The sequence below is a fragment of the Methylobacterium sp. UNC300MFChir4.1 genome, assembly GCF_900110155.1.
Classification (GTDB): Bacteria; Pseudomonadota; Alphaproteobacteria; order Rhizobiales; family Beijerinckiaceae; genus Methylobacterium.
This window is the reverse complement of sequence record NZ_FOCS01000005.1, coordinates 13,790-40,121: the sequence shown is the minus strand read 5'-3', so window position 1 is coordinate 40,121 and position 26,332 is coordinate 13,790. Positions and strand designations below refer to the sequence as shown.

The following is a 26,332-nucleotide window of genomic DNA, read 5'->3' as shown; positions in this document are numbered from 1 at the left end:
CGGCGCCCGTCCGGTGTGACCCCTCCCCGGCCCGGCGCACCGTTCGGGCCAGGGGGCCTACGTCGAAAGGCGAAGCCCCCGCCCCGGCAAGGATGCCCGCGCCCGCCATTTGGAGGAGTCCCGGCTGGCTCGGCCGTTACGCATCATGCCGTCTCAGCCCTCATGAGCCCGTGAGGCCGGCGCGGTCCTGCCGCTCGACCGCCGCGCCCGGGTTCCGAGGGCGAGCCTTAAGGGGACGATGCGTGTCGAAGATGTCGACGAAGACCGCGGGAAGACGCGCAACCACCCGCGCCGGCCGCGCCGGCCTCGCGGCGTGCCTGCTCGCCCTGTCGGCGCTGCCGGCGGCCGCGGAGTACCGCATCGGGCCCGGCGACACGATCGAGGTCACGGCCCTCAGCATCCCGACCTTCAAGCAGGAGGCGACGGTCTCCACCGACGGCACCGTCATGGTCCCGCTGCTCGGGGACGTGCCGGCCGCCGGGCTCACCGTCGCGGAGCTGCGCCAGAGCCTGCAGAAGTCGCTGCCCGCCAAGGCGGTGCGGCAGCGCAATTCCGAGGGCAAGGAATCGATCGCCGTGCTCGAGCCCGACGAGATCGGGGTGCGGATCTCGAAGTACCAGCCGGTCTACCTGAGCGGCGACGTGACCAAGCAGGGCGAGCACCCGTTCCATCCGGGCATGACCGTGCGGCAGGCCATCGCCCTGGCGGGCGGATACAACCTCCTGCGGTTCAGGATGGAGAACCCCGTCGTCGAGACGGCGAACCTGCGCGCCGAGTACGACAGCACCTGGGCGAGCATCCAGCGGGAATCCGCCACGATCTGGCGCCTGAAGGCGGTCGTCGCCGCGTCGCGGGGCGACAAGTCCCCGCCGCCGGCGGACGTCGCCCCGGGCAGCCGCGCGACCCCGGCGCAGAAGCTCGCCGAGCAGCAGCTCCGGGTGCAGATGACCGACATCGCCAAGGAGAAGGACCATCTGCAGCGCTCCCTCAACCGGACGCAGACGCAGTTCACCAGCCTCAGCGATCAGCAGGTCAAGGAGAAGGAGGGCGTCACCGCCGACGCCGAGGATTACGACACCGTGCGGGCGCTCTTCCAGCGCGGCGCCGTGGTCACGACCCGGCTGACCGACGCGCGGCGCGCCGTCCTGCTCTCCTCGACCCGCGCGCTGCAGACGACGGTCCAGCTCACCCAGCTCGAGCGCGACAAGAGCGACGTCGCCCGCAAGCTCGAGCGGGTCGACGACGTGCAGGCCATGGACGCCCTGGAGAAGCTCCAGGTCGCGGAGAACAACCTGGCGACGTACCGGTCGCGCCTGAACAGCATCAACGACAAGCTGGTCTATACCGGCGCCCTCCGGGCGCAGCTCCTGTCCGGAAGCCGCGCGCAGGCGGCGATCGCGGTCTTCCGGCAGAGCGGACCGGCCAAGACGCAGATCGACGCCGCCGAGGACACGGAGCTGCTGCCGGGCGACGTCGTGGAGATCGCGCTCAAGCCGGATCCCGCCATGCGGGGCGTCGGCGACGGGGCCGGCCAGAACTGACCCACCCGCCCCGGCTCGACGCGCCCATCGGGCCGAGCCGGCGTCCCCTTTGACGGATAGCGCCCCGAGGCGGTGACCGCCGCGGTGAGGAGAGATCCATGAACCGACACTCGACCAGCGCGTCCTTCCTGCCGATCGGTGCGACCCGCCCCGGTGGGACCGGAGCCTGGCGCGGCCAGCCCTTCTCGCCCGAGACGGAGTCCCAGGTCTCGATCCTGACCATCGCGCGGCAGAACTGGCGGTCGATCCTGGCCTTCGCGGCCGTCGGGCTGGTCTGCGCCGGGATCTACGTCGCGACGGCGCCGGCCATCTTCACGGCCCGGGCCCGCGTCTACATCGAGAGCCGCTCCAGCCCGGTGACGGCCCGCGACACGCCCAATGCCGGGACGCCGCTCGAGATCGCCGAGGTCGAGAGCCAGGTCGAGTACATCCGCTCGGAGAAGATCGCGCTCGCCGCCGTGCACCGGCTCGACGAGTCGGCCCTGAAGGATCTGGCGGCGCCGACGCACCCGCTCGTCGCGAAGGTCCGGGAGTTCGTGAAGGCCGCCAAGGCGCTGCCCCTCCGGCTGATCGGGGCCGAGCGGCCGGTCCAGGAACCCGCCCCCGTCAGCCCGGACCTGCGCCAGGCGCGGACGCTGCGCGAGAACGTCGAGGCCAGCCGCATCGGCGCCGCCTACGTGATCGAGGTCGGCTACAGCGCGGACAATCCCGCCACGGCGGCCGCCGTCGCGAACGCGGTGGCCGGGGCCTATGTCAGCACCGAGCTGGAGAACCGGGCCCAGGTCTGGAAGGTCGCCGGCGAGTGGATGCTGCCGCGCCTGAAGGAACTCCAGCAGCGCGCCAGCCAGGCCTCGCGCGAGGCCCAGACCTACAAGGCCGAGCACACCATCATCGACCTGGGCAAGCGCGGCCTCGTGGGCGAGCAGCAGGTCGAGGAGCTCAACACCGCGGTGGCCGCAGCCCGGTCCAAGACCGTCGACGCCCGCGCGGTGCGCGACCAGATCCGCGGGCTCCTCGATTCCGACATCGCCGATCCCGGGATCACCGAGGCCTTCAAGGACAGCGTCATCATCCAGCTGCGCCGGCAGTACGTCGACCTCGTGCAGCGCGCCGACGACCTGAAGCGCCGCCTCGGCCCCGACCACGAGGCGGTCCAGGCGATCCAGCGGGACATCCTGGCGGCCAAGCAGTCGCTGCGCACCGAGCTCGAGCGCCTCGCCGTGTCCCTCGACCACGATTACGAGGTCGCCAAGGCGCGCGAGGACAGCATGACGGCGGCCTTCGACGCCCTGATCTCGAAGACGCTGATCATGAGCAACGCCCGGGTCAAGGCGCGGGAGCTCGACCGCACCGCCGAGACCTACGACCAGATCTACACCAACCTGCTCCAGCGCTACATCGACGCCGTCAACCAGCAATCCTATCCGCAGCCCTCCGCCCACGTGATCACGCCCGCGACCGTGCCGGAATCCCCGAGCGCGCCCCGCGGCAGCCTGATCATGCTGCTCGGCCTCCTGGTCGGCACCGGGTTCGGCGTGAGCGGCGCCTTCGCGCGGCACTGGTTCGACCGGACGATCCGCACGCCCCGGCAGCTGACCGGCCACGGCCTGACCTGCCTCGCCGCCCTCCCCGAGCTGCGGCGCGAGCCCGGCTTCCGGGCGGCGCTCGCCCTGGCGCAGGCCCACGCCAACGAGGCGCAGCGTCCGGCCAGCATCGAGGCGTTCCGGGCGAGCGCCGTGCGGTTCATGCCGCAATCGGTGTTCGTCGAGCGCCTGCACAGCCTCAAGGCCCACGTCCTGGGCAGCGACCGCCGCGGCCCGGTCTTCGCGATCGGCGTCACGTCCGTGGGGGCCGGCGCGGGCAAGACCCTGTTCGCGAGCAATTTCGGCCAGCTCCTCGCCCGCGCCCGCGCGAGCTCCGGGCGGGTGCTGATGATCGACGCCGACGTCCGGCAGGGGACGCTCTCGCGGCTCAGCCAGGCCACCGAGCAGCGCGGCCTCCTCGACGTGCTCGCCGGCCGCTGCGGCGCCACCGAGGCGGTCCGCCCCCAGCCCGGCGAGGTCCGCCTGCTCGCCTGCGGCAACCGCCACCCGAACGATCCCCATTTCAGCGATCTGATGACCCCGGAGGGCGTCGCCGCGGTGCTGGGGGACGGACGCCCCGCCCTCGACCGCCCCGCCCTCGACCGCGTCGTCGTCGACCTACCCCCGGTGGACGAGCTCCCCACGCTCCGGCCGCTCCTCGACACGCTCGACGGCCTGATCATCGTGGTGGAGGCGGGCCGGACCAGCATCGACGACGTCGCCACCGCCGTGCACGATCTCGAGTCGAGCGGCAGCACCGTCCTGGGCGTCGTGCTCAACAAGACCAACGACGGCCAGACGGTCCGGCGCGGCGGATTCCGCGGCGCGCTGAGCCGCTGGACCGCGGCCCGGCGCAGCGCCCGCGGCGCGACCCAGGCGGCCTCGTGACCGGCCCGCGCGCCGAAGGTCTCGACCGGGTGGCGGCCTTCGTGCCGGCCCGGGCCGCCCCGACCCCGGCCTTCGCGGTTTCCGCGACCCCGCGCGGCCGCCGCGTCGCCTTCTTCGGGCACGACCGGGCCGAGCCCACGGTCCGGAAGCGGGTCGACGCCATCCGGGACGCCGGGTGGTCGGTCATCGTGTACGCCTTCGAGCGGGACCGCCCCGGCGCGGTGCCGGCCGAGGCCCCGGTGGCCGACGACATCGTCCCCCTCGGCCTGACCGTCGACCGCAACTACGCCCGCCGCCTGCCGCGCCTCGCCGTCGGCATCGCCCGGGCGCTGCGCCGCCGACGCGACCTGCGCGCGGCGGACGTGATCTACGTGCGCAACCTCGACATGGCCCTCGTGGCCTGGACCGCCGCGCGCCTCGCCGGGAGCCGCGCGCGCCTCGTCTACGAGGTGCTCGACATCCAGCGGCTGATGGTGCGGCCGGACGCGCCGGGACGGATCGCCCGCGCGGTCGAGCGCTGGATCCTCGGCCGCAGCGACCTCCTCGTCGTCAGTGCCCCGGACTTCATCGACCGGTACTTCCGGCCGGTCCAGGGCTTCGCCGGCGCGTGGCACCTCCTCGAGAACAAGGTCATGGGCCACCGCCTCGGCGAGGTGACGACCCGGCTCGACCGCACCCGGACGGCGGAACCGCCCTGGGTGATCGGCTGGTTCGGGACGCTGCGCTGCCGCCGGAGCCTGACGATCCTCGCCGCCATCGCGGACGCCCTCGGCGACTCGGTGCGGATCATCCTGGCCGGGCGCCTCTCCGAGGAGGACATCGCCCCGCGCACCCTGGCGGACACGCTGGACGGCCGGCCGAACATGTCGTTCCGCGGCCCCTACGCCAATCCCCGCGACCTTCCGGAGATCTACAGCGGGATCCACTTCAGTTGGGCCGTCGATTACCTCGATGATGGACTGAATTCGGACTGGCTACTGCCGAACCGGCTCTACGAGGGCGGCCTGTGCGGCGCCCTGACGCTGGCGCGCGCCGCGACGGCGACCGGACGCTACGCGGTGTCGGAGCGCCTGGGCTGGGCGTTTCCCGAGCCGCTCGCCGATTCGGTGACGGCGTTCCTGCGGACGCTCACGCCGGAGGCCTACGCGGAGCGACATGCCGGCCTGCTCGGCCGCGACCTCGGCACGTTCGTCGATGTCGGCGGCATGCGCGATCTCCTGGTCCGGCTGGACTAGAGCCGTGCCCGATCGCGTTGCGATCGGGCACGGTTCTAATCCTTTGTCTCGACGCGCTCTCTCACGCCGAACCGGTATCCACTTCGGCGGAGAGCGCTCTCGATCGCCGCCGCGGCGATTCCGGATCCCGGCAGGGATCCGCCAGTGATTCGCCCGTCGCGTCGGACGGCGCGCGGGGCGGCCTCTCCTCCCGCGGAGCGTGCCGTTTGGTACAGCGCCGCACCGATGAAATCAGTACTCGGACCCCAACAGGGTAAACAACCGAGTACGCATGTTGCCTTTTAGCCTCAGTCAGGTACAGCGGGCCCTCATACCTCGAATACTCCCGTCACGAATACCTACATCGCACCGAGATCATTGAATTGCCCTCGAAGTCCCACCGATACGACCACGCAACAAGTAGTTCCGAATAAGACAAAGTTTCGATATTCTTAAAACCGACATCTGAGCGACTACATTCGAAAAGATCTTGAATCGGACCACCACAGACGGCGAATGATCTTGCGAATGCATCTCTCCACCAGCACCGTCGTGCGCAATCAAACAAATCACTATGTACGTACGTAGTGCGCGATGATTGTATTTAGCCCTGCAATTTAAGGGTTAAGATTCAAATAGGGTATTTACAGACGATTTTACGAAAGCTAGCATTGTATCCGTGGTCATCGGCAATCGCCCCAAGGCGACCGGCGCCACCGCGTATCTCAGTGTCACGCCGTCGGCGAGCGCATTGGGTATCCCGTCATCGCTGACATTCGGCTTCCTTCGAAAGGAGGTAATTTTCTATGGCCAGTCTTGGTACTCGAGACGCGCTCACCCTCGTTGAGCGGGACACGGCCGAAAGCCGCCGCGGCTTTTCGGGTGCACATGCCGGTGACAACCCGGTCGTCGTCGAGCAACGGGACCAGTCCCGGGGCCGCGCCAGCCGCATCGTCATCATCGATCGACGCCAGCTCGTCGGCCGATGCCTCGCCGCCTCGCTCAGCGAGGCCGACCGGCAGACGTCGTTCGAAGTCTTCGCGGACATCGAATCGTGGAAGCGGCAGACGCCGTTCGTCGCCGCGAGCGTGGTCGTTCTCTGCCGGCCCGACGGCAACCTGACCGAGACCGAATGGACCGAGATCACGCGGGAACTGGCGTTCCTGCAGGGCGAGGCCGGCGCTCCGCCGGTGGCCGTCATCTCGGACGGCGAGAACCTCGACCAGATCGTGCGGATCATCAAGCTCGGCGTCAAAGGCTACATCCCGACGACGACCTCCGTGGACATCGCCCTGCAGGCGCTCCAGCTCGTGCAGGCCGGCGGCGTCTACATCCCGGCCGAATGCCTCCTCCCCCTGCTGGCCAACATCAAGGTGGACGAGCCGGTCGAAGCCGGGGACGACGACATCTTCTCGCCGCGGCAGCTCTGCGTGGCGCGGGCGCTCCGGAAGGGGACGCCGAACAAGATCATCGCGTACGAACTCAACATGTGCGAGAGCACCGTGAAGGTTCACGTCCGCAACATCATGAAGAAGCTCAAGGCCAAGAACCGGACCGAGGTCGCCTACCTGACCAACAAGTACTTCCTCCGGGAAGATTCCAGCCTGGCGAGCGTGAAGGCTCCGGCGGCCTGATCGCTCGGGCGCCGGCCCCGCCGCGGCGGAGCCGCCCTGGCAGAAATTCGGTCCGGCGCGGCCGGACGGAGCTTCGGGGTCTCCTCGTAGGTCGCCTGCCCGGGCGGCCCGCGAGGGGACCCGTTTCGCGTCCGACCGTCCCGCCAAGCGGTCGGCGGATCGGCGCGGCGCCACCGGCCCGGTCCCGACGCCGCGGATCGGCCTCCCCGTCCTCTCGCCCCGCGCGCCGGCGCGGTCCCCGCGGCCGGAGCGGCCGCGCGCCGGGTCGCTCGTACGGGGGATCGTCCAGCGGATCGGCGGGGCTTCCGTCCGCCGCCCTCATCGGCGCCGGGCGACGACGGGCCCGCATTCCGCGGGCCCGGCCGCGCCTCACGCGGTCCCGGCGACGGCGTCGGCGGGGGGCAGAGCCGGCGGGATCTCGGACTCGTCGCCGGGCTGGTCACCGGGTTCGTCAGGGCGGCCCACGCTGCTGTAGGCGAAGCCGTGCGCCCGGACGTCGGCGGCCCGGTAGACGTTGCGGAGATCCACGAGGACCGGCCGCTGCATCGCCGCCCGCAGCCGGTCGAGGTCGAGGGCCCGGAACGCGTCCCACTCGGTGACGAGGACCAGAGCGTCTGCGCCCTCGGCACAGTGGTAGGCGTCCTCCGCGAAGGCGACGCCGGGCAGGAGCGGGCGCGCCTGCTCCATGCCCTCGGGATCGTAGGCGCGGATTACGGCGCCGGCGTCCTGCAGGCCCGCCACGATCGCCAGCGCGGGCGCGTCGCGCATGTCGTCGGTGTTCGGCTTGAAGGTCAGGCCGAGGAGGGCGATCGTCTTGCCCCGCACCGACCCGCCGCAGGCCTTGATCACCTTGCGCGCCATCGCGCGCTTGCGCTGGTCGTTGACCGCCACCACCGTCTCGACCAGCCGCAGCGGCGTGCCCGCGTCCTGCGCGGTCTTGACCAGCGCCAGCGTGTCCTTGGGGAAGCACGAGCCGCCGTAGCCCGGCCCGGCGTGCAGGAACTTCGACCCGATCCGGTTGTCCAGGCCGATGCCGCGCGCCACCGCCTGCACGTCCGCGCCCACCGCCTCGCACAGGTCCGCCACCTCGTTGATGAACGTGATCTTCGCCGCGAGGAACGCGTTCGCCGCGTACTTGGTCAGCTCGGCCGTCCGGCGGCTCATCGCGACGATCGGCGCGGCGTTGAGGTAGAGCGGGCGGTAGATCTGCTCCATGACCGCCACGGCCCGCGGCTCGTCGGTGCCGACGACGATGCGGTCGGGGCGCTTGAAGTCGGCGATGGCCGCGCCCTCGCGCAGGAACTCGGGGTTCGAGACGACCGCGAACTGCGCCTCGGGGTTGGTCTCGCGGATGATGCGCTCGACCTCGTCGCCGGTGCCCACCGGCACGGTCGACTTGGTCACCACCACCGTGAAGCCGCGCAGCGCGCGCGCGATGCTGCGGGCGGCCGCGTAGACGTAGCTCAGGTCGGCGAAGCCGTCGCCGCGGCGGGAGGGCGTGCCCACCGCGATGAAGACAGCGTCGGCCTGACCGACCGCCGTCTCCAGGTCGGTGATGAAGGACAGGCGGTCCTGGCGGACGTTCTCGGCGACCAGGGCCTCGAGGCCCGGCTCGTAGATCGGCATCCGACCGGCATTCAGCGCGTCGATCCGGCCGCGATTGCTGTCGACGCACACGACCGTGTGGCCGAAATCCGCAAAGCACGCGCCAGAGACCAGACCGACATAGCCCGACCCGACCATCGTGATGTTCATGGAATCCTCGCCGCGATCGCACCGACGCTCGGGTCTACGGCGGCCCGACAGGGCCACCAACATCATATCTTAGGCGTACGCGGCTCTGCCGATCGGGCGTAGCGGCGACGATTCGGCCCGACCGGCCAGACCCCGCCGCGGCCCGTCCCGAACCGGCAGCCGGGCCGCCCCGAACCGCGCCTTACATCGCCATCCGGCCATGGCGGCGGCCGGCCGGCTACGCCATTCGGCTGATCCGGCGGCGCCGGTCGACGATCGCGCGAACATTTTCCCGGCGCATCACCCGAATTGTCAAAGACAGGCTGCTTTTTCCCGACCGCTTTGTCCGGGAGCGCGAACGGCTAAGATGCTAACACCGGTCTATAGAACTGAACTCCCCGAAGAGTTCCGGCGGAGGAGAACCCTGTTGGCTGCGCGTTTCTACTTCGAGATCGCAAATGCCGAGGAGACGATCCACGACCACGTGGGGGTCGAGGCCGCTGGCCTCGAGGAAGCCCTGATCGAGGCGCGTAGCGTGATCGCCGAGATGGCCGACGAGATTACGGGAAACGGCCGGGAGCCGCCCTGGACCCTCCTCGTGCGCAACGAGGAGGGCTGGCTGGTCGGCCGCCTGCCCATCCGGAAGTGACGGCCCGCGCCGCTCGGCCGGCGCGGGGGTGCGGCCATTAAGATATCGTTAACGGATCGTCCGGAGGATCGGCTGAGCCCTCGAACCGTGGCCATCCGGAATGCCCCTCTCCCAGAACGTCCCGCACGCCGCCCGCCAGGCGGACGCGATGGCTGCCCAGATGGCGCTGGCCGCCCACGCGCTGCGGATGCGCGGCGATGTCGGGACTGCCGAGTCGCTCCTCGCGATGGCGCGACACAACCGGATCCTCGCGCTCAAGCTGCGGATCGCGCAGGATCTGGCGCCGGGCCAAGACCGCGCCGAGCGCCGGGCCACCGCCGGCCGTTAACGCCGCGCGCGATCGGCCCGGGACGGTCACGGAGCCCGCGCCGCACGCGACGGGACGCGTCTCACCACCCGAGCCGGGCTCACCCGGACCGGCCTGCCGGCGGTCCGTTGATCACGGTGGCGAGGGTTGCTGGCGGGCGCAGCGCCCGCGCGCATCGTGTCGGCGCTCCGACCGCCCCGCCGGGGACCGGCCCACGGTCGACGGGAATCAATGCAGAATCCACATCACCGATCATCGGCGCGGTTGGCGCCGAATAAAGTCCGTGATAGTGTAAATAACTAACATCCGACAGGAAATTCAGTCGTCGTGTCGCCCCCGGACGCCGGACATTCTGAGGTCAGCACGACCCTGGCGCTGGACATGGTGGGGCGCGCCTACCTGGCCCTGGCGCTCCTCTACGAGACGGCCCATCCGGGAGAGTTCGTCGACGTCCAGCAGAAGATCCGCGCGTTCGTCGAGGACAATTTCCGCATCATCCAGGAGACGAGCCGCGACGAGAGCCTGACAACCGGTACAGTTGACGGCGCCCTTCACCTTGTGAACAGCGTTTTGGTCGAGGTCGAGACCAAGATCGCCACAATGATCCGGCCGACGCGGCAGCTCCGCGGCTAGACGAGACCTTGAATTGCCCCCCGCTATTCAGTGACTGTTGCAGTCGAGCCATGGCGCGCGGATAAACGGCCCCGCGCCATAGGGGATCGAAGATTGCAATGGCTCCCGACGTCGACAGTCTTAAGTGGGCATGTTACCCGGCGGACGGGGCAGCAATAAATTATCAAGCACGATGATGGGCAACGATGATTGCGATCGGGGGGCGCGCAGCGCGGATGTCGCGCTCGAGGTTCTCGTCCGAGCCTATCACGCTCTCGCGGTCGTCTACGAGTTGTCCAGTCCCGGTGCCTACACGGCGCTCCACGGCAAGATGATGCCCTACCTGCTGGACGGCTTCCGTCACGGCACGGCGCCGGACGCCGTCGATCCGGACCTGGACGCGACGGTCTCGACGGCCCTGGAGCGGGTCCGCAGCGCGCTGGACGAGGTCCGGTCCGACGTGGCGGCCGTGCGGGCGCGCAGGGAGGAGCGCGACCGCTGACGCGCCGCTGTCGGCCCGGCCCAGCGCCGGCTCAGCGCGCCGGCTCGAGGCGGCGCTCCGGTCCGAGGAGCAGGCGCGGACCGGTCTCCCGCTCCGGCACGGACGCGGGCACGAGGCGCGCCAGCTTGGCCGCCAGGGTCACCGACAGGATGTGGCGCCACGCCAGGGGCGTGCCGAGCAGCTCCCGCAGGGCCGCCGCGTAGCCCTGGGCGCGCCGCCGGTCGAGGACGCGCCGGTGCTGCCAGCGCCGCGCCGTGGCGACGCGGTGGGCCCGGAGGGCCGCCCGCGCCTCCGGGGCGAGACCCGGCCGGCCCAGCATGGCATCGTCGAAGGCCAGCATCGCCCCGAGGTCGTCCGTCCGGTGCTGCGCGCTCAGCGAGTTCGACCGCTCGACCGCGACGTAGCCGCAGGGCGCGGTCACGGCGAACACCGCCCCGGCCGCCAGCGCCTCGACGTAGAGGGCGTAATCCTCCCCGAGCCGCAGGCGCGCGTCGTAGCGCAGCCCCTGCCGGTCCAGGAAACCCCGCCGCATGATCGGCTTCAGGAAGCCGAGCTCGCGCCGGCTCGCGCCGGGACGGGGGATGTTGCCGCTCACGAAGGCCGCGAGGGTGAGCCGCTGCGGCCGCCCCGGTCCGGTGACGAGGCCGGCGGCGGAGGCCGCCTCGCGGCCGCGGACCATGACGATGTCGTCGGCGATCAGATCCCAGGTCCGGGGCGCGGAGAGGAGCCGGCCGAGCCGGCCCTCGAGGAAGTAGTCGTCGGCGTCGAGGATGCAGAGCAGCGGGGCGCGGGCGGCCGCGATGGCGCGGTTCCGGGCCTCGGCGGGTCCGACATTCTCGGTGAGCCGGATAATCCGCAGGCGGCCGGTACCGTCGTCGGCCGCCGCGGCGGCCGCGCCGGTCGGATCCGCGGAGGCGTCGTCCACCACGATGACCTCGGCGACCTCCGGCTGCCGGAGCGCCGAGGCGACGGCGGTCCCGATCGTGTCCGCGGCGTCCCGGGCCGCGATGATGACGCAGACCTCCGGGACGGGGGACGAGGCCTCTAAGCTGCGCACCGGACGACTCCGCGACTCTCCGGCCGGTCCGCGCCGCGGCCGGTCCGCCGGCACGGTAGGGCGATCCCGGCGCGGCGCGCGAGATCGTCCGAAAGGAGGGGGCCGGCCCCGGGCCGGATCGTCCGAATGATCCCCGGCCGGAGCCGCCCCCGCCGCTACGATGCGCGCCGCCGCGATCCTGCGGCGACTGGTTTGAGGACGTGCGCATGACGATCTGCTCCGGCCCGGGCCGCCGCCTCTGCGTGGCGGCGACGCTTCTCCTGCAGGCCTATCCCGCGAGCGCGGGCGAGACCGCCACGCCGCCGGCCGCGGCCCAGGCCGCCTCTCCCGCCGCGGCCCAGGCTGCCCAGGGCGGCGCATCCTTCGTGGAGCTGTTCAGCACCCTGAACGAACGCCGCTGGTACGTCTCGGACGGCTGGGTCAACGGCGACTGGCAGGGCTGCACGTGGTCGAAGCACCGCGCCCGGATCGCGACGCCCGGCGAACTCTCGCTGTCCCTGACGGACATCACCTACAAGGAGCGCCCCTTCAGCTGCGCCGAGATCCAGACCCGCGAGCGCTACGGCTACGGCACCTACGAGGTCCGGATGCGGGCCGGCACCGGGTCCGGCATGGTCTCGGCGTTCTTCACCTATAACGGCCCCGAGAACGGCGACCGGCGGACGAACGACGAGATCGACTTTGAGTGGCTCGGCAAGGACACGAGCAAGGTCCAGCTCAACTACTTCGTCGGCGGCGTCGGCGAGCACGTCAGCCTCGACGCCCTCGGCTTCGACGCCGCGACCACCACCGCGGACTACGCCTTCGAGTGGCTGCCCGACCGCCTGCGCTGGTACGTCAACGGACGCTTGCTGCGCGAGGTCGTCGGCACGCCCGACCGGCCGCTTCCCTCCCATCCGAGCAAGATCATGCTCAGCGTCTGGTCGGGACAGGGCCCGGACTTCGCGTCGTGGCTCGGACCGACGGAGTATTCGGGACAGCCGGTCACCGCGCTGTTCGAGCGGGTCGCGTTCACCCGGATGGGCGATCCGTGCGGCTTCAAGGAATCGATCGTCTGCCGCTAGCCGCACCGTCGGGCGGACGCCGCACCGGCGACCGCCCCGGGCATCGGACCACACATGACACCGCACCGGGCTCCGGACACCGGAACCGGACCCTGGAACCGGACCCGACTAAATCTTAACGTCTCCGCGCCAGGCTGGGCCCTCGAACGCGCCCGGAGCCACGCGATGCATTGGTCGAGCCTCGTCATCGCCGCGTACGCCGCCGGCTTGGTGGAGTTCTGGCGGCTCTGCCTTCAGGCGCCGGCCGCCGAGGAGGATCCGGCCTGACGTGTCCGCTTCGCCGCGCCGGGCCGCACCGGGCCCGGACGGCTCACCGCTCGTTGGCGATGGGCCGCAGCAGGGCGCCGAGCAGGAAGGCCAGTTGCCCGCAGACCAGCAGCGCCGTCCCGCGCCGCAGGCACGCGCCGGCGCTCAGGTTGTAGACGAGGAGGCCGTAGCCGACCTCGGCCGCGACGATCGGGACGAAGACCAGCAGCCGCCAGACCGAGCCGAAGCGGCCCAGCATCACGCCCAGCAGGGCGTTGAGCATCATGCCCTTCATCGGCGCGCTCCGCGGCGGGCGCGGCGGGCGCGGCGAGGCCGACCGGTCATGGCCCTAGCGGCTGCCGCGCTGGCTCAGCACGGCCGGAACCGTCTTGAGCAGGATGGCGAGGTCGCGGCGGAGGCTCCACTGGCTGGCATAGGCGCAATCGAGGGCGACGCGCTCGGCGTAGCCCGTGTCGCTGCGCCCGGAGACCTGCCAGAGGCCGGTCAGGCCCGGCGGAACGGAGAAGCAGGCGGTGAAGTCGGCGCCGTAGCGCACGACCTCGGCCTGGACGATCGGCCGCGGCCCCACGAGGCTCATCTCGCCGCGCAGCACGTTCCAGAGCTGCGGCAGCTCGTCGAGGGACGTCTTGCGCAGGACATGGCCCAGCGCCGTGACGCGGGGATCGTGGGTGAGCTTGAAGGACGCCTCCCACTCCGCCCGGGCCTCGGGATTCTCGGCGAAATGCCGCGCCAGCACCGCGTCGCCGTCCGCGACCATGGACCGGAACTTCAGGCATCCGAAGGGGCGCCCGTACCGGCCGAGGCGCTTGTGTCGGAAGATCGGCGACCGGCCGTCGCTGCCCCAGATCAGCAGGGCGATGAACAGCAGCAGGGGCAGAAGCAGGAAGAGCGCCGTCAGCGCGATCGTCGCGTCGAGGACGCGCTTCATCGCCCAGCTCGCCCGGAGGCCAGGGCCGGCCTGCCGCGGGGCCGGCAATGTCTTGACCAACGCCTCGTTCAGCGTCTCGACCATATCCTGCGGCGTCGACGACTCGATCGGCGTCGGGGTCCCAGCCGGGCGCAACATGTCGGCTCCTTGACTCGGGGTGAGACGGGATCGGAACTTGCGGAGCGACGTGCGCAGCCGGCCGGTTCGGCCAGCCTCGCCGCAGCCGGCTTCGGCGGCGCTCGGCCGGTCCGAAGGGGCGTCGATCGCAGGCGGAACCCTTGCGACAACACTGGGCCCACGACCGGTTCGGCAACAAGACGGCCGCCGATCCATCAATGGAGGTAAGGCGTTGCTGGTCGTGCTGGTGTTCGCTGCACTGATTGGAGGAGCGATCGGTTTCGCGGTTGTTCTACCGAAGGGGTTCCTGCTCGCGCTGCTGGCCGCCCAGGCCGGGGCGGCCGTCGCCGTCGGCCTCGTCGTCCTGCTCATCCGCCGCCGCTGACGGCCCTACCGGGCGGCGGGACCGCTTTCGGGGAGGTCCCGTCCGCCGATCGAGGTAAGGCCCCCCGCGCGGGGGCCGGTCTAAAACCGGGCTGCCCGGCCCTCCCGGCCGGACCCGGCCGCGCGGGCGCGTTCAGCCCCGGCGCGGCGCGGCCGATCACCGGACAGGACGCGCCGTGGCCCCTTCAGAGCGCCGCATCAACGGGTTCGACGGCCTGCGGGCCCTGGCGTTCCTGATGGTCTTCGTCAGCCACAAGGCGCCGAGCCCGAGGACCGAGGCCCTCGGCACGGCCGGCGTGTGGCTGTTCTTCGTCCTGAGCGGCTTCCTGATCGTCCGGATCCTCGCCGCGGCCCGCACGGCCGTGGAGGCAGGCGCGTCGACCCCGCTCGGCAGCCTCGGGCTGTTCTACCGGAATCGCGTCGCCCGGATCGTGCCGGTCTACTACGTCTTCCTGTTCGTGCTCTACACGGTCCGGCCCGGCGACCCGGCCAGTCTCGGCAACGACGCGTTCAAGCTCGCGACGTGGTTCTACGTCACCAACATCTACATCGAGCTGAACGGCTGGGGCACCGAGCTCGGCCATCTCTGGAGCCTCGCGGTCGAGCAGCAATTCTACCTGCTGTTCGCGCCGGCGGCCCTGTTCCTGCCGCGGCGCCACCTCGGCACGTTGTGCTGGCTCCTGGTCGGGATCAGCGTCCTGGCGCACGGTGCCCTGTGGCGGGCGGGCGCCGCGCCGCGGTGCTTCGACGTCGACACCCTGGCCAATGTCGGACTGATCGCGCTGGGCGGCCTCGCCGGCCTGCGCACCCGGCCGCTCCCGGCCTGGCTCGCCCGCGACGCCGCCCTGGCCGGCGTGCTGGCCCTGTTCGTGGCCCTGCCGCTCCTGATCGCGCCGACCGGCTGGTGGCTCGTTCTCGGCCGCCTCAGCGGCGTCCTGGTGGCGCTGCTGCTACTGCAGGTGGTCGAGGCGCGGGAGGGCCGCGCGGTCGCCCTCCTGGAGATCCCGTGGCTGCGCCGGATCGGCGTGATCAGCTACGCCGCCTACCTGTTCCACGTGCCGCTCCACGCGGAGCGCGTGCTGGCCCTCGTCGGCCTCGACGTCGCCGGACCGCGCTCGGTCTCCATGGCGCTCGACCTGATGCTGACGCTGCTGCTGGCCGAACTGTCGTGGCGGCTCCTGGAGCGGCCCGCACGCCGGCTGCTGCGGGCCCCGCGCCGGCGGGTCGGCGCCTCCGCGCTGGTCGGCCCGTAATCCGCTCGCGCGTCCCCGGCTCAGCCCTTGATCGGCACCCGGCCGACCTCCGCGCCGCTGGCGTCGCGCACGACGAGCGTCCACGCGCCGGCCGGTCCCGCGACCTCCAGTTCACCCGCCATTTCGTCGATCACGCTGCGGGCCTCCGCGAGCGCCTCGGCCAAGTCCGCGGCTTCCACGCCCTGCGCGTCGCGGATCGTCTCCTCGCCGTTCTCGATGTCGAAATAGAAGCGACTGGGCACTCATCTCCTCCCTGATTTCCGCCCTCGGGAGGGCCCTCGGATACTACCTACGTAGTTCGCCCACGTCCGACAATGCTCAGTAGGAGACATAAACCTTAACAAACATCAAAACTGTTTTCGTTGGTTGCGTTGCAATAATGTCGAGATTCCAGCCAAATAATCCATTATAGGTATCGCCGATCACCCTTGCGGCCGCTTCGGCGATGGCGGCGTGCGGTGACGGGTCTCAGGGGCGTTCGACATGGCAGCCTCCGGCGATTCGAGCCTCAAAAAAGATTCTCCTGCCTCGGCGGAGAGAAAACAAAAATTGCGCGCCCACGTCCGGACGATTCTGGCGAAGGGCCTCAGCGTCCGGAATTCCCGCCCCGCGGGCGACACAGCCCCCGACACGCACTGACCTGTTCCGGCCGTCGGGGCCATCCCCCGCAATGGGAGGGGATGGCGGCCGCCCTACGCCCTTTGAGCGTCGTGCGCGCCGATCGCTTCCGGCCAAAGTCGGGGGCGGTCTCGGAGGCCGCGCCCGGCGGCCCAGGAAGCGCGATGGCGGATCAACTCTTGTCCGATGCTCGGGGCACCTTCGTGGACGTCTCGTTCATCATGGCCGCGCACGACGCGGCGCCCTGGATCGAGACGGCCATCCGCTCCGCCCTCGCCCAGACCGGCGTCGCCGTGGAGGTGGTGGCGGTCGATGACGGCTCGCGGGACGGGACCGCCTCCGTGCTGGCGCGCCTGGCGGAAGCCGATCCGCGGGTCCGCGTCATTCCTCTCGCCGATGCCGGACCGGGCACGCCCCGGGGCCCGTCGAGCGCCCGAAACGCGGCGCTGAACGCCGCCCGGGGCCGGTGGATCGCGATCCTCGACGCCGACGACCTGATCCTGCCCGACCGCACCCGGACCCTGCTCGATCTCGCGCTCGCGGCGGATGCCGACATCGTCGCCGACAACCCGATCCCGTTCACCGACATGTTCGACCCGCAGGGTCCGGGGATGCTGGAGGGCGGCCGGGAGCCGTACCTGTTCGAGATCGACCTCGCCAAGTACATCGCCAGCAACCAGCTGCTCAGCCGGGTGACCAAGCTCGGCTACCTCAAGCCCATGATGCGCGCCGAGATCCTGCGCCGGCACGGCATCCGGTACGACGAGGGCGTCCGGATCGGGGAAGATTTCCTGCTGTGCCTGGAAGCCCTCGCGGCGGGGGCGCGGTTCGTGGTCACCACCTACGCGGGCTACGGCTACCGGCGCGGGCCCACCTCCCTGTCGCACCGGCTGCGCCAGGCCGACATCGCGCGCCTCGACGCGGCCTTCGCGGCCCGGGCCGAGCACGGCCGCCTCGCCGAGGCGCGGTCGCGCTCCGCCGAGATCCGCCACGGCAGCCGCGCCTACCGCGACGGCCTCGCGGTGACGCGGCTGATCGCCCAGGTCATCGAGGCGGCCCAGGCCGGCCGCTGGCGCGCGGGCGCGACCCTGGCGCTCCGGCATCCCCGGATCTGGCGGTTCCTGGCCGCGACGCTGCTGGCGGCGGCGGGCAAGCGCCTGCGGCCGCGGCCGCACGCCCACCCGATCGGACAGAGGTAAGACGATGCGCCTGTGCATCTGCATCTGCACCTGCGAGCGGCCCGTGGGGCTGGCGCGCCTGCTCAAGGCCCTTGACCAGCAGCGGCTCGGCAGCCTCGCCGAGACCGCCCTGCGCATCCTGATCATCGACAACGGGCGCAGCCGCGCCGCTGTCCCGGTGGTGGAGGCCTACCGGGCGACCGGCCGCTTCCCCGTCACCTACGCCCGGGAGGAGACCCGCGGCCTCGCCGCGGTCCGCAACCGCAGCCTCGCTGAGGCCTCCGCGGCCGGCGCCGACTGGGTCGCTCTGATCGACGACGACGAGTTTCCCGACCGCGACTGGCTCCACAACCTGCTCGAGACCGCCCTCGCCGCGGGCGTCGCGGCCTGCGTCGGGCCGGTCGTGCCGTTCTTCGACCGGGTTCCGCCCGCCTGGGCGGCCGCCGGGGGCTTCTTCGCCAAGCGCCTGCCGGTCCGCGACGGCTACGTGGAGGACGGCTACACCGCCAACGCGCTCCTGGACCTGCGGGTGATCCGGGCGCTGGGCCTGTCCTTCGACATGCGCTTCAACACGATGGGCGGCGAGGACACGTTCTTCTTCCGGGCCCTGATGCTCGCCGGGTACCGGATCGCCTGGGCCGAGACGGCCGTGGTCTACGACAGCATCCCGACGCACCGGATGCGGGTGCGCTGGCTGCTGGCGCGCTGGTACCGCAGCGGCAGCGTCGAGGCCTATCTCGGCCGGCTCCGCCCGGAAACGGTGGGCGGCCGGCTCGCCAACGCGGGCCGCGGCTTCGTGCGCCTCGGCGGCGGCCTTCTGCGGCTCGGGATCGCCGGCCTGTCCCTCAGGCCGGCGACCCTGATCGGCGGCGGCTACACGCTGTGCCGGGGAGCCGGCCTGCTCGCGGCCGTGATCGGCCTGAGCTACCGGGAATACCACCCGTCGCGCTATCGCTAGCCGCGCCGACCGGGCGCGCCCCGGTGCGGTAGCAGGAAGGGCTGGCCGTCCGGCGGCACCCGCCCGACCGGCCAGCGGACGCCGAAGACCCCGGCGATGAGGTCGTCGGTCAGGACCTCGGCCGGCCGCCCGCCGGCGACCAGCCGGCCCCCGTCCAGCACCAGCAGCCGGTCGGCGTAGGCGGCCGCGAGGTTGAGGTCGTGGAGGATCGCCACCACGGCGACGCCGGTCGCCGCCAGCCCGGCGGCGGCGTCGAGCAGCGCGCCCTGGTGCCGGAGGTCGAGGCTCGCGGTCGGCTCGTCCAGGAACAGCACCTGCCGGTCCGCCACCGTGCGGCCGGCCTCCAGCTGGCAGAGCACGCGGGCGAACTGCACCCGCGCCTGCTCCCCGCCCGAGAGGGTCGGGTAGGCCCGGTCGGCGAGATGCGCCACGTCGGCCCGCGCGAGGGCCCGGGCCAGGATCGCCGCCCGGTCGCGGGCCCCGAGGCCCCGGCCGATGCCGTCGAGGCCGATCCGGGCGACCTCGGCCGCCGCGAACGGGAAGGCGAGGCGCGCCGCCTGCGGCAGCACCGCCCGCGTCGCGGCGAGGCGCCAGGGTGGGATCGTCGCCACGGGCGCACCGTCATAGGCGACGCTGCCCCGGGTCGGGCGAAGGGCGCCGCTGAGCAGGCGGACGAGGGTCGACTTGCCGGCCCCGTTGGGGCCGACGATCACCTGCAGGGTGCCGCCCGCCACCGCCAGGGAGACGTCGCGCACGAGGTCGCGCCCCGCCACCGTGACGGTCAGGTCGCGGGCCGTGAGCAGGGCCGGATCAGACATTGTCAGACATCGTCAGACATCGTCCGGCCGCACCCGGCCGAGAAGCAGCCACAGGAAGACCGGCGCGCCGACCAGCGCCGTGACGATCCCGATCGGCAGCTCGGCGGGCGCGGCGACGCGGCGCGCCACCACGTCGGCGAGGACCAGGAAGGCGCCGCCGAGGAGTGCCGAGGCCGGCAGCAGCAGCCGGTGCCCCGGGCCGATCAGCAGCCGCAGGGCGTGCGGCACCACGAGGCCGACGAAGCCGATCACCCCCGCCGCCGCCACGCTGGCGCCCACCGCGACCGCCACCAGCACGATGCAGGCGCGCTTCAGCCGCTCCACCGGGACGCCGAGATGGAACGCCTCGGCCTCGCCGAGGACGAGGGCGTTCAGGCCGCGGCCGAGGAGCGGGACCGCGGCCAGCACCGGCAGGATCAGCGGCGCCGAGGCCGCGACCTTGGACCAGGTGGCCCCGCCGAGGCTGCCCAGGGACCAGAAGGCGAGATCGCGCAGTTGCCGGTCGTCGCTGACGAAGGTCAGCAGGCCGGTCAGCGCGCCGCTCAGCGCCCCCAGCGCGATCCCCGCGAGCAGCATCGTCGCCACCGCGGTGCGCCCGGACCGGGTGGCGAGGGCGTAGAGGATGAGGGTCGCGCACAGGCCGCCGAGGAAGGCTCCGGCCGGCAGCGCGGCGTAGGGCAGCGGCCCGGGAAGCCCCAGCCCGGCGAGGATCCGGTCGCCCAGGACGATGATCACCGCGGCCGCGAGCCCCGCCCCCGACGAGACCCCGACCAGCGCCGGATCGGCCAGGGGGTTGCGGAACAGCCCCTGCATCAGCGCCCCCGAGACCGCCAGCCCGGCCCCGACCAGCAGCCCCAGCAGGGTACGGGGCAGGCGGATCGAGAGGATCACCAGCCCGTCGCGGGCGCGGGCCGGATCGCTCCCCTCCCCGATCAGGACCGCGAGGACCCGGTCCGGCGGGATGGGGATCGCCCCGAAGCTCACCGAGAGCAGGGCGGCGGCGAGCACCAGGGCCGCCAGGACACCCAGCACCCAGGGCGCCGCGCGGCGGCTCACGCGCCCCGCCCGCCGCCGCGCGGCTCAGTCACGCGGCAGGTCCGGGTAGAGCGCCCGCATCAGGTCGGTGGCGGCCTCCGGCGTGCGCGGCCCGAACCCGAGGAGGTAGAGGCCGTCCATGGCCACCAGCCGCCCCCGCGCCGCCGCCGGCGTCTGGCCGAGGGCCGTGCCGGGGGCGAAGATGCTCTCGGGCTTCGGCGGCTCGGGACCGTTCTGCATCATCACCACCGCGTCGGGGGCGGCGGCCACGATGGCCTCGTCCGTCATCGGCTTGAAGCCCTCCAGGCCCGCGGCCGCGTTGCCGATGCCCGCCAGGGCCAGGATGCCGTCCGCCGAGGAGCCGGTGCCGCCGACGACGGTCCGGCCGCCCTGGATCGACAGGACGACGAGGGCCCGGGCCACCCGGGCGATCCGGGCGCGCCGGGTCGCGAGGTCGGCGAAGCGCGCGCGGACCTCGGTCTCGAGGGCCTCGGCCTCGCGCTCCAGGCCGGCGAGGCGCCCGACCGTCTCGATCTTGTCCAGCACGCCCTCGGGATTCGGCGGCTCTGTCACCGTCTCGACGCGCAGCCCGGCCTCGCGCAGCTGCGCCAGGACGGCCGGCGGCCCGGCCCCCTCGGCGGCGATGATCAGGTCGGGCTGCTGCGCCAGAAGGCCCTCGGCCGAGAGCGCCCGCAGGTAGCCGACACTCGGCTTCTCGCGCAGCGCCTCGGGCGGGTAGAGGCTGGTCGTGTCGACCGCGACGATCCGGCCGCCGGCGCCGAGGCGGTAGAGGATCTCAGTGACGGCCCCGCCCAAGGCGGCGATGCGGGTGGCCGCCTGCGCGGCGGCGGCGCGCGGGGCGAGCGCCCCGGCCGCCGCGGCGGCCAGGAGCGCGCGGCGCGACAGAAGGCCGGGGGCGCTCATCGGGTCAGCATCGGCGCGGCGCCGGCGGTCAACCGCAGGCGACAGGCGTGATCACCGTGGCGGTTGACGATCCCGCCCGCCGCCTCGGTACGCGCGACCGGCCGCGTCGCGCCGGACCCCGCGCGCGTGCCGCCCGGCACGCGGCGATGACCTTCTCCTTCGACACACGACATGGACCGGTCACTCCAGATCTGTTCTTTATAAATTTTCAAATGAGAGGATCGCGACGACAGAAACGCAGCGTATCGGCAATCGATCGCGGACGCCACCCCGCGAAAAGGTCACGGTTTTACTTCGCTGATCGGCCTGAAAAAGGGGCCTATGTCATTTTCCAGGCCAGGATATCGTCGCGCGCGTACCGGCAGCCGATTCCGGGCGGCGGACACTGGTACAGGCGGCTCCGGTCCACGGCTCCGGCGGCCCGCCCGACGGCGTGGCCGGGACGGAACGGGCCTTCGCTGTGCCCGCTCGGGCGGAGCGCGGCACGACGAGGTCCGACCCTCGTCCTGAGGTGACGCGTCGCGGCCTCGGCGGAGAGCTCCTTCGAGGCGGCCGCCGCGCGACCGCACCGCGGGATGGGGGAAGGATCGGACGATCCGGGTCGGCGGGCCTCGGAGCGTCCCCTCCCCGTTCGCTCAGCCGAGGCTGCCGAACCCGGCGGTCTCGCGCGTCCAGGCCAGCGCCTGCTCGCTCAGGGAGAGGCCGAGGCCCGGCCGGGTCGGCACGCGCATGCGGCCGTCCTCCAGCTCCAGCCGCTCGTTGAACAGCGGCTCCAGCCACTCGAAATGCTCGACCCAGGGCTCCCGCTGCAGCGCGGCGGCGAGGTGGATGTGCAGCTCCATCGAGAAGTGCGGCGCGATCGTCAGCCCGGCGAACTCGGCGAGCGCCGCCACCTTGAGGAAGGGCGTGATGCCGCCGACCCGCGGCGCGTCGGGCATCAGGAAGTCGGCGCCGCCCTGGCGGATGAAGTCCCAGTGCTCGGCGACGCTCGTCAGCATCTCGCCGGTGGCGACCGGCGTGTCGAGGGCGGCGGCCAGGGCCGCGTGCCCGGCGGCGTCCAGGCAGTCGAGGGGCTCCTCGATCCAGATCAGGTTGAAGCGCTCGAAGGTCCGGCCCATCCGCATCGCGGTCGGCCGGTCCCATTGCTGGTTGGCGTCGACCATGAGCGGGAAGGCGTCGCCCAGATGCTCGCGCACCCGCGAGACCCGGCGGATATCCTCGGCCCAGTCCGGCTGGCCGACCTTCAGCTTGATGCCGCCGATGCCCTTCGCCCGGGCGCGGTCGGTGTTGACGAGCAGCTCCTCCAGCGGCGTGTGCAGGAAGCCGCCCGAGGTGTTGTAGCAGCGCACCCAGTCGCGCTGCGCCCCGAGGAGCTTGGCGAGCGACAGGCCGGCCCGCCGCGCCTTGAGATCCCACAGGGCCACGTCGAAGGCGCCGATCGCCTGGACGGCGAGGCCGCTGCGGCCGGCCGAGGCGCCGGCCCAGGCGAGCGTGTCCCAGGCCTTGGCGATGTCGCTCGGATCCGCCCCGAGCAGCGCCGGAGCGATCTCGCGGGCATGGGCGAACTGGCCCGGCCCGCCGGCGCGCTTGGAATAGCTGATCCCAAGGCCGCGATGGCCCTCCCGGCTCTCGACCTCGCAGAACAGGATCGCGATCTCGGTCATCGGCTTCTGGCGGCCGGTGAGCACCTTGGCGTCGCTGATCGGGGTCCCCAGCGGCAGGGCGACGGACCGCAGGCGGATCCCGGTGACGGCGTCCTCAGCCATGGCTTCCTCCAGATCTTGTCCGCGCGGGCGCGCTGGAAGCCCCGGAGGCGGTTCTTGGCGGTGCCTCTCGGCGGCGACCGCGACGGCTCTCCCGGGGCCGGGCCCAGGAGTGGCGCAGGCCGGACGGCCTGTCCAACGTCATTGTTGGATCGATCGATGCGCACCTGACATCAATGGCCCCGAGGGGGACGGCCGGTCTCAGCCGGCGGCCGTCGCCGGAGGAAGCCGGAACGCCACCAGGGTCATGTCATCCCGCCGGGCCTCGGTCCCGCGATAGGCGTCGAGATCGGCCTCCAGGGCCGCGGTCTGGGCGGCGAGGGGCAGGTCGGCGTGGCGCAGGAGGCTGTCGGCCACGCCGCGCCGGCCGAGGAGCCGCGGCGCCCGGTCGGCCGCCGCGCGGCCCATCTGGTCGGTGATGCCGTCCGTCATCAGGTAGAAGGTGGCGCCCGCCACCGGAACGGCGATATCCGCGACGACGTCCTCCGGCTGCCCGTCACGGGCGGGGCGCGGGTAGCCGAGCCCTCGGCGGCCGCCGCGGACGCGCTCGGCCACGCCGTCCCGGACCACCGTGAGCGACAGGCCGGCGCCGGCGAAGTGCAGCGTCCCGGCCGCGCGGTCCCAGACGCACAGGCCACAATCGAGCCCGTCATCCGATTCGGCGCCGCGGCCGTCCTGGCGGAGCTGCGTGCGGACCATCGCGTCGAGCCCGGCCAGGATCGCCGCCGGCGCGCGCAGGCCGCGCTCGTGCAGCAGCCGGTCGAGGGCGGTCGCGACGATCAGGGTCAGGAACGCGCCGGGCACGCCGTGGCCGGTGCAGTCGGCCACTGCGATCACGCAGAGGCCGTCGACCTCCTCCAGCCAGAAATAGTCGCCGCCGACGACGTGGAGCGGCTCCCACAGCACCGCGACCTCGACCCCCGCGCCCGCCAGGGCGTTGCGGTCCGGCAGCACCGAATCCTGGATGCGCCGCGCGTAGCCGATGCTCTCGACCACTTGGCGGTTGGCGCGCTCCAGCCTGTCGTGGGCCTGCTCCAGCTCGACGAGGAGCTGCTTGGCGGCGTCGCCGCTCCGCAGGCCCTCGACCATGCGGTTGAAGGCCTGGCTGATGACGTCGATCTCGTTGCTCGGCCGGTAGGCGCCCCCGAGCTCCACGGTCGTCCAGCGCTTGTGCTCGATCTCCCGCATGGCGAGCAGCAGCCGCATCAGCGGCGCCATGACGTGGCGGCGCACGGTGGCGTGCAGGGTGACCACGAAGGCGATCATCAGCCCGACGCTGGCGCCGAGGGCGAGCATCACCTGCCACGCCGCGTCGTCCCGCAGCGCCTTCGTGGAGACCGTGACGGTCAGGCTGCCCGCCGGGCCGGCGCGGCCGGGCACCGACAGGTCGGCCTGGGCCGAGAGGGTGGACCAGCCCCGCGCGGGGGTCGCCGCGCCCGCCGTCCCGACGACGTGGCCCGTGGCGTCGCGCAGGACGGCGTGGGCGAAATCGGGCTCGGCGGCCAGGGCCTTGAGCGGGCCGTCGTAGGCGTCCGGGTCGCGCGCCCAGTCGGGCCGCGCGATCGCCGCGGCGGTGAGCCGGGCGAGGAGATGCGCCCGGCCGCCGTACAGCCGGAGCTGGTCGGTGTAGGTCACCCAGGCGATCCCGAGCTGGGTCAGCAGCAGGAGGGCGCCGATCACCGGGTAGATGCGCAGGAACAGGGTGTGGGACAGGCTGTCGAGGTCGCGGCCTCTGGCCGCCCCGCGCAGGGCGCCGGGCTTCATCAGCTCGTCCGCGGGCGCGCCCGCGGCCAGCACGTCGGCGAAGCCGCGCTTCGACAGGGGATCGCCCCGGCGGATCGGGCCGGCCCCGCGCAGGCCGCCCGCGCGCCCGGCGCCGCCGGCGGCCGGGACCGGATCGATGTCGGCGAAGCCGAGCCGCGCCAGGGCATCCCCGGTCCGCAGCGGTCGTGCGCCGCGGATCCCCCCGGCGGGACGCGGGCTGTCCAGGGCCGTGTCAGGTCCGCTCACGCGACGTCACTCCGTGTCACAGCGGTTCCGCTCCGAGGCCGGGCGCGCGGCGCCTCAGGTCAGGGACGCGCCCGGTTCGGCCGCGCAGCGCACGCAGTCGCGGCCGGCATGCTTGGCGGCGTAGAGCGCCGCGTCGGCCCGCCGGAGCGTCGCCGACATCGACTCGCTCGGGCCGAACGCCGCGAGGCCGATGCTCACCGAGATCGGCAGCGGGCCGTGCTCCAGGCGCACCGGCCGCTGCGCCACCGCGCGGCGGAGCGCCTCGGCGATGACTTGCGCCTCGGCCATCACGGTGCCGGTGACGAGGATGGCGAATTCCTCACCACCCATGCGGCCGATCACGTCGACCGCGCGCAGGCTGTCGCGGCAGGTCTCGACGAAGGCCTTGAGGACCGTGTCGCCCGCGCTGTGGCCGTAGCGGTCGTTGATCAGCTTGAAGCGGTCGAGGTCGAGCATCAGCACGCTGGAGGGCGTGTCGCCCGACTGGGTCCGGGCCCAGACCTCCTCGCAGATCTGCAGGAAGCGGCGGCGCGACAGGGCGTCGGTGAGATGGTCGGTGTCGGCGAGGCGGCGGAGTTCGGCCTCGAGGCGCGCCCGGTGCTCGATCTCCGCCGAGAGGGCGTCGTTGAGGTGTCGCAGGGCGCGCTGCTGCTCGGCCATCCGCTGGTTGACGCGGTGCAGGTCGAGCTGCATCCGGTCGCTCAGCCGCACCAGCCGGCGCTGCTCGTGGTAGCTGCGCCGGTAGGCGCCGGCGAGCTCCCGCACCCCGTCGCCGACCTCGGCGAGGCGGGCCAGCATCACCTCGGATCGGCCGAGAACGGCCTCCTCGGTGTCGAACAGGCTGAAGGCGTCCGCCGGCTCGGACAGGAGATCGTGGGCCGGCGCCCGGTGCGGGCTCACGCGGGGACACTCGCGATCATCTCGAACCGGGCATGCGCGAAGTCGGCCGCGAAATCCTCGCCGGCCTCCTGGATCACGTCGTCGTCGGCGCCGAACATCCAGCGGATCGTCACCGGGCGCCCCTCGGCGGCGGCGTCCTCCAGGGGCATGAACAGGTTCATCAGCGCCTTGGCGCTCGACGAGTTGAAGTAGGCGAGCGCGACGTCGAAGGTGATCGGGCTCGCCTCGGTCGCCGCGAGGTGGCCGCGCAGGGCCTGCAGCAGCGGGCCGAAGAATGCGGCGGCGTCCTCCGGGTAGGATTCGCCGCGCAGGACGAGCCGCCCCGACGCGAAGTCGAAATCGACCTCGGGCGAGCGCTCGGTCCGGGGCAGCGTGATGCGGTCCATGTCCGTGC

Annotated in this window: 25 protein-coding genes; 13 read left to right on the top strand and 12 right to left on the bottom strand. The window is 72.4% G+C overall.

Annotation, left to right across the window (positions count from 1 at the left end; translation table 11 throughout):
• The first annotated feature begins 251 nt into the window (after positions 1–251).
• The 4 genes from BMY19_RS09125 to BMY19_RS09110 all read left to right on the top strand — a co-directional run bounded on the left by BMY19_RS09125 (position 252) and on the right by BMY19_RS09110 (position 6,860).
• Complete coding sequence (locus BMY19_RS09125) at positions 252–1,541, top strand: polysaccharide biosynthesis/export family protein (RefSeq protein ID WP_091675716.1); 1,290 nt, start codon at positions 252–254, stop codon at positions 1,539–1,541.
• 98 nt (positions 1,542–1,639) lie between these two features.
• The gene (locus tag BMY19_RS09120) at positions 1,640–4,012 is read left to right on the top strand and encodes a GumC family protein (RefSeq protein WP_100251502.1); all 2,373 of its coding nucleotides are present in this window, start codon (positions 1,640–1,642) and stop codon (positions 4,010–4,012) included.
• A complete protein-coding gene (locus tag BMY19_RS09115; RefSeq protein WP_100251501.1) occupies positions 4,009–5,247 on the top strand; it encodes a glycosyltransferase in 1,239 nt (412 codons plus the stop codon). The genes BMY19_RS09120 and BMY19_RS09115 overlap by 4 nt, the downstream gene beginning before the upstream one ends.
• Positions 5,248–6,032: 785 nt before the next feature.
• Complete coding sequence (locus BMY19_RS09110) at positions 6,033–6,860, top strand: LuxR C-terminal-related transcriptional regulator (protein WP_020091193.1); 828 nt, start codon at positions 6,033–6,035, stop codon at positions 6,858–6,860.
• A gap of 369 nt (positions 6,861–7,229) precedes the next feature.
• On the opposite strand, the gene BMY19_RS09105 is transcribed toward BMY19_RS09110, so the two are convergent.
• Positions 7,230–8,615: a UDP-glucose dehydrogenase family protein gene (locus tag BMY19_RS09105; protein ID WP_042672177.1), complete on the bottom strand. Its 1,386-nt coding sequence runs from the start codon at positions 8,613–8,615 to the stop codon at positions 7,230–7,232.
• Positions 8,616–9,021: 406 nt separating this feature from the next.
• On the opposite strand from BMY19_RS09105, the gene BMY19_RS09100 reads away from it, so the two are divergent.
• The 4 genes from BMY19_RS09100 (at position 9,022) to BMY19_RS09085 (ending at position 10,664) form a co-directional block, all read left to right on the top strand.
• Positions 9,022–9,243: a DUF6894 family protein gene (locus BMY19_RS09100; protein ID WP_020091195.1), complete on the top strand. Its 222-nt coding sequence runs from the start codon at positions 9,022–9,024 to the stop codon at positions 9,241–9,243.
• A 100-nt stretch (positions 9,244–9,343) separates the two neighbouring features.
• Positions 9,344–9,571, top strand: coding sequence for a hypothetical protein (locus BMY19_RS09095; protein WP_020091196.1), 228 nt, complete (start codon positions 9,344–9,346; stop codon positions 9,569–9,571).
• A gap of 306 nt (positions 9,572–9,877) precedes the next feature.
• Complete coding sequence (locus BMY19_RS09090; RefSeq protein WP_020091197.1) at positions 9,878–10,183, top strand: hypothetical protein; 306 nt, start codon at positions 9,878–9,880, stop codon at positions 10,181–10,183.
• Between the two features lie 172 nt (positions 10,184–10,355).
• Positions 10,356–10,664 carry a hypothetical protein gene (locus BMY19_RS09085; protein ID WP_244534870.1) on the top strand — a complete coding sequence of 103 codons (309 nt, stop codon included), beginning with the start codon at positions 10,356–10,358 and terminating at the stop codon, positions 10,662–10,664.
• A 31-nt stretch (positions 10,665–10,695) separates the two neighbouring features.
• Here BMY19_RS09085 and BMY19_RS09080 read toward each other — a convergent pair whose 3' ends face one another.
• Positions 10,696–11,721, bottom strand: coding sequence for a glycosyltransferase family 2 protein (locus BMY19_RS09080; protein ID WP_100251500.1), 1,026 nt, complete (start codon positions 11,719–11,721; stop codon positions 10,696–10,698).
• 206 nt (positions 11,722–11,927) lie between these two features.
• Here BMY19_RS09080 and BMY19_RS09075 point away from each other — a divergent pair, with 206 nt between their 5' ends.
• Positions 11,928–12,785 carry a glycoside hydrolase family 16 protein gene (locus BMY19_RS09075; protein ID WP_100251499.1) on the top strand — a complete coding sequence of 286 codons (858 nt, stop codon included), beginning with the start codon at positions 11,928–11,930 and terminating at the stop codon, positions 12,783–12,785.
• 310 nt (positions 12,786–13,095) lie between these two features.
• Here the strand turns inward: BMY19_RS09075 and BMY19_RS09070 are convergent, their stop codons facing one another.
• Together BMY19_RS09070 and BMY19_RS09065 are read right to left on the bottom strand one after the other, a co-directional pair.
• Positions 13,096–13,326 (bottom strand): hypothetical protein, encoded by a 231-nt coding sequence (locus BMY19_RS09070; protein WP_020091201.1) that lies wholly within the window; start codon positions 13,324–13,326, stop codon positions 13,096–13,098.
• Positions 13,327–13,380: 54 nt separating this feature from the next.
• Complete coding sequence (locus tag BMY19_RS09065; protein ID WP_100251498.1) at positions 13,381–14,118, bottom strand: sugar transferase; 738 nt, start codon at positions 14,116–14,118, stop codon at positions 13,381–13,383.
• A gap of 211 nt (positions 14,119–14,329) precedes the next feature.
• Here BMY19_RS09065 and BMY19_RS30840 point away from each other — a divergent pair, with 211 nt between their 5' ends.
• Both BMY19_RS30840 and BMY19_RS09060 read left to right on the top strand, forming a co-directional pair.
• A complete protein-coding gene (locus BMY19_RS30840) occupies positions 14,330–14,482 on the top strand; it encodes a hypothetical protein (RefSeq protein ID WP_020091203.1) in 153 nt (50 codons plus the stop codon).
• 175 nt (positions 14,483–14,657) lie between these two features.
• The gene (locus BMY19_RS09060; RefSeq protein WP_100251497.1) at positions 14,658–15,734 is read left to right on the top strand and encodes an acyltransferase family protein; all 1,077 of its coding nucleotides are present in this window, start codon (positions 14,658–14,660) and stop codon (positions 15,732–15,734) included.
• 20 nt (positions 15,735–15,754) lie between these two features.
• Here the strand turns inward: BMY19_RS09060 and BMY19_RS09055 are convergent, their stop codons facing one another.
• Positions 15,755–15,976 (bottom strand): DUF6894 family protein, encoded by a 222-nt coding sequence (locus BMY19_RS09055; protein ID WP_042672182.1) that lies wholly within the window; start codon positions 15,974–15,976, stop codon positions 15,755–15,757.
• A 555-nt stretch (positions 15,977–16,531) separates the two neighbouring features.
• Between BMY19_RS09055 and BMY19_RS09050 the strand changes: the two genes are divergently transcribed.
• Positions 16,532–17,551 (top strand): glycosyltransferase family 2 protein, encoded by a 1,020-nt coding sequence (locus tag BMY19_RS09050; RefSeq protein WP_234081757.1) that lies wholly within the window; start codon positions 16,532–16,534, stop codon positions 17,549–17,551.
• A 4-nt stretch (positions 17,552–17,555) separates the two neighbouring features.
• Entirely contained in the window at positions 17,556–18,488 is a 933-nt protein-coding gene (locus BMY19_RS09045) for a glycosyltransferase family 2 protein (RefSeq protein WP_100251496.1), read from the top strand.
• On the opposite strand, the gene BMY19_RS09040 is transcribed toward BMY19_RS09045, so the two are convergent.
• The 7 genes from BMY19_RS09040 to BMY19_RS09010 form a co-directional block, all read right to left on the bottom strand.
• On the bottom strand, positions 18,485–19,306 hold the full coding sequence (locus BMY19_RS09040; RefSeq protein ID WP_100251495.1) for a heme ABC transporter ATP-binding protein: 822 nt from the start codon (positions 19,304–19,306) through the stop codon (positions 18,485–18,487). The genes BMY19_RS09045 and BMY19_RS09040 overlap by 4 nt on opposite strands.
• Positions 19,307–19,318: 12 nt before the next feature.
• Entirely contained in the window at positions 19,319–20,362 is a 1,044-nt protein-coding gene (locus BMY19_RS09035) for a FecCD family ABC transporter permease (protein WP_100251494.1), read from the bottom strand.
• Positions 20,363–20,386: 24 nt separating this feature from the next.
• Complete coding sequence (locus tag BMY19_RS09030) at positions 20,387–21,265, bottom strand: heme/hemin ABC transporter substrate-binding protein (protein ID WP_100251493.1); 879 nt, start codon at positions 21,263–21,265, stop codon at positions 20,387–20,389.
• Between the two features lie 635 nt (positions 21,266–21,900).
• Positions 21,901–23,031 (bottom strand): L-talarate/galactarate dehydratase, encoded by a 1,131-nt coding sequence (locus BMY19_RS09025; protein ID WP_100251492.1) that lies wholly within the window; start codon positions 23,029–23,031, stop codon positions 21,901–21,903.
• Positions 23,032–23,229: 198 nt separating this feature from the next.
• Complete coding sequence (locus tag BMY19_RS09020) at positions 23,230–25,038, bottom strand: SpoIIE family protein phosphatase (protein WP_100251491.1); 1,809 nt, start codon at positions 25,036–25,038, stop codon at positions 23,230–23,232.
• Positions 25,039–25,092: 54 nt separating this feature from the next.
• Entirely contained in the window at positions 25,093–25,938 is an 846-nt protein-coding gene (locus BMY19_RS09015; RefSeq protein WP_100251490.1) for a GGDEF domain-containing protein, read from the bottom strand.
• A complete protein-coding gene (locus BMY19_RS09010; RefSeq protein WP_012321503.1) occupies positions 25,935–26,324 on the bottom strand; it encodes a DUF1987 domain-containing protein in 390 nt (129 codons plus the stop codon). Before BMY19_RS09010 ends, BMY19_RS09015 begins: the two co-directional genes overlap by 4 nt.
• Positions 26,325–26,332: the final 8 nt, after the last annotated feature.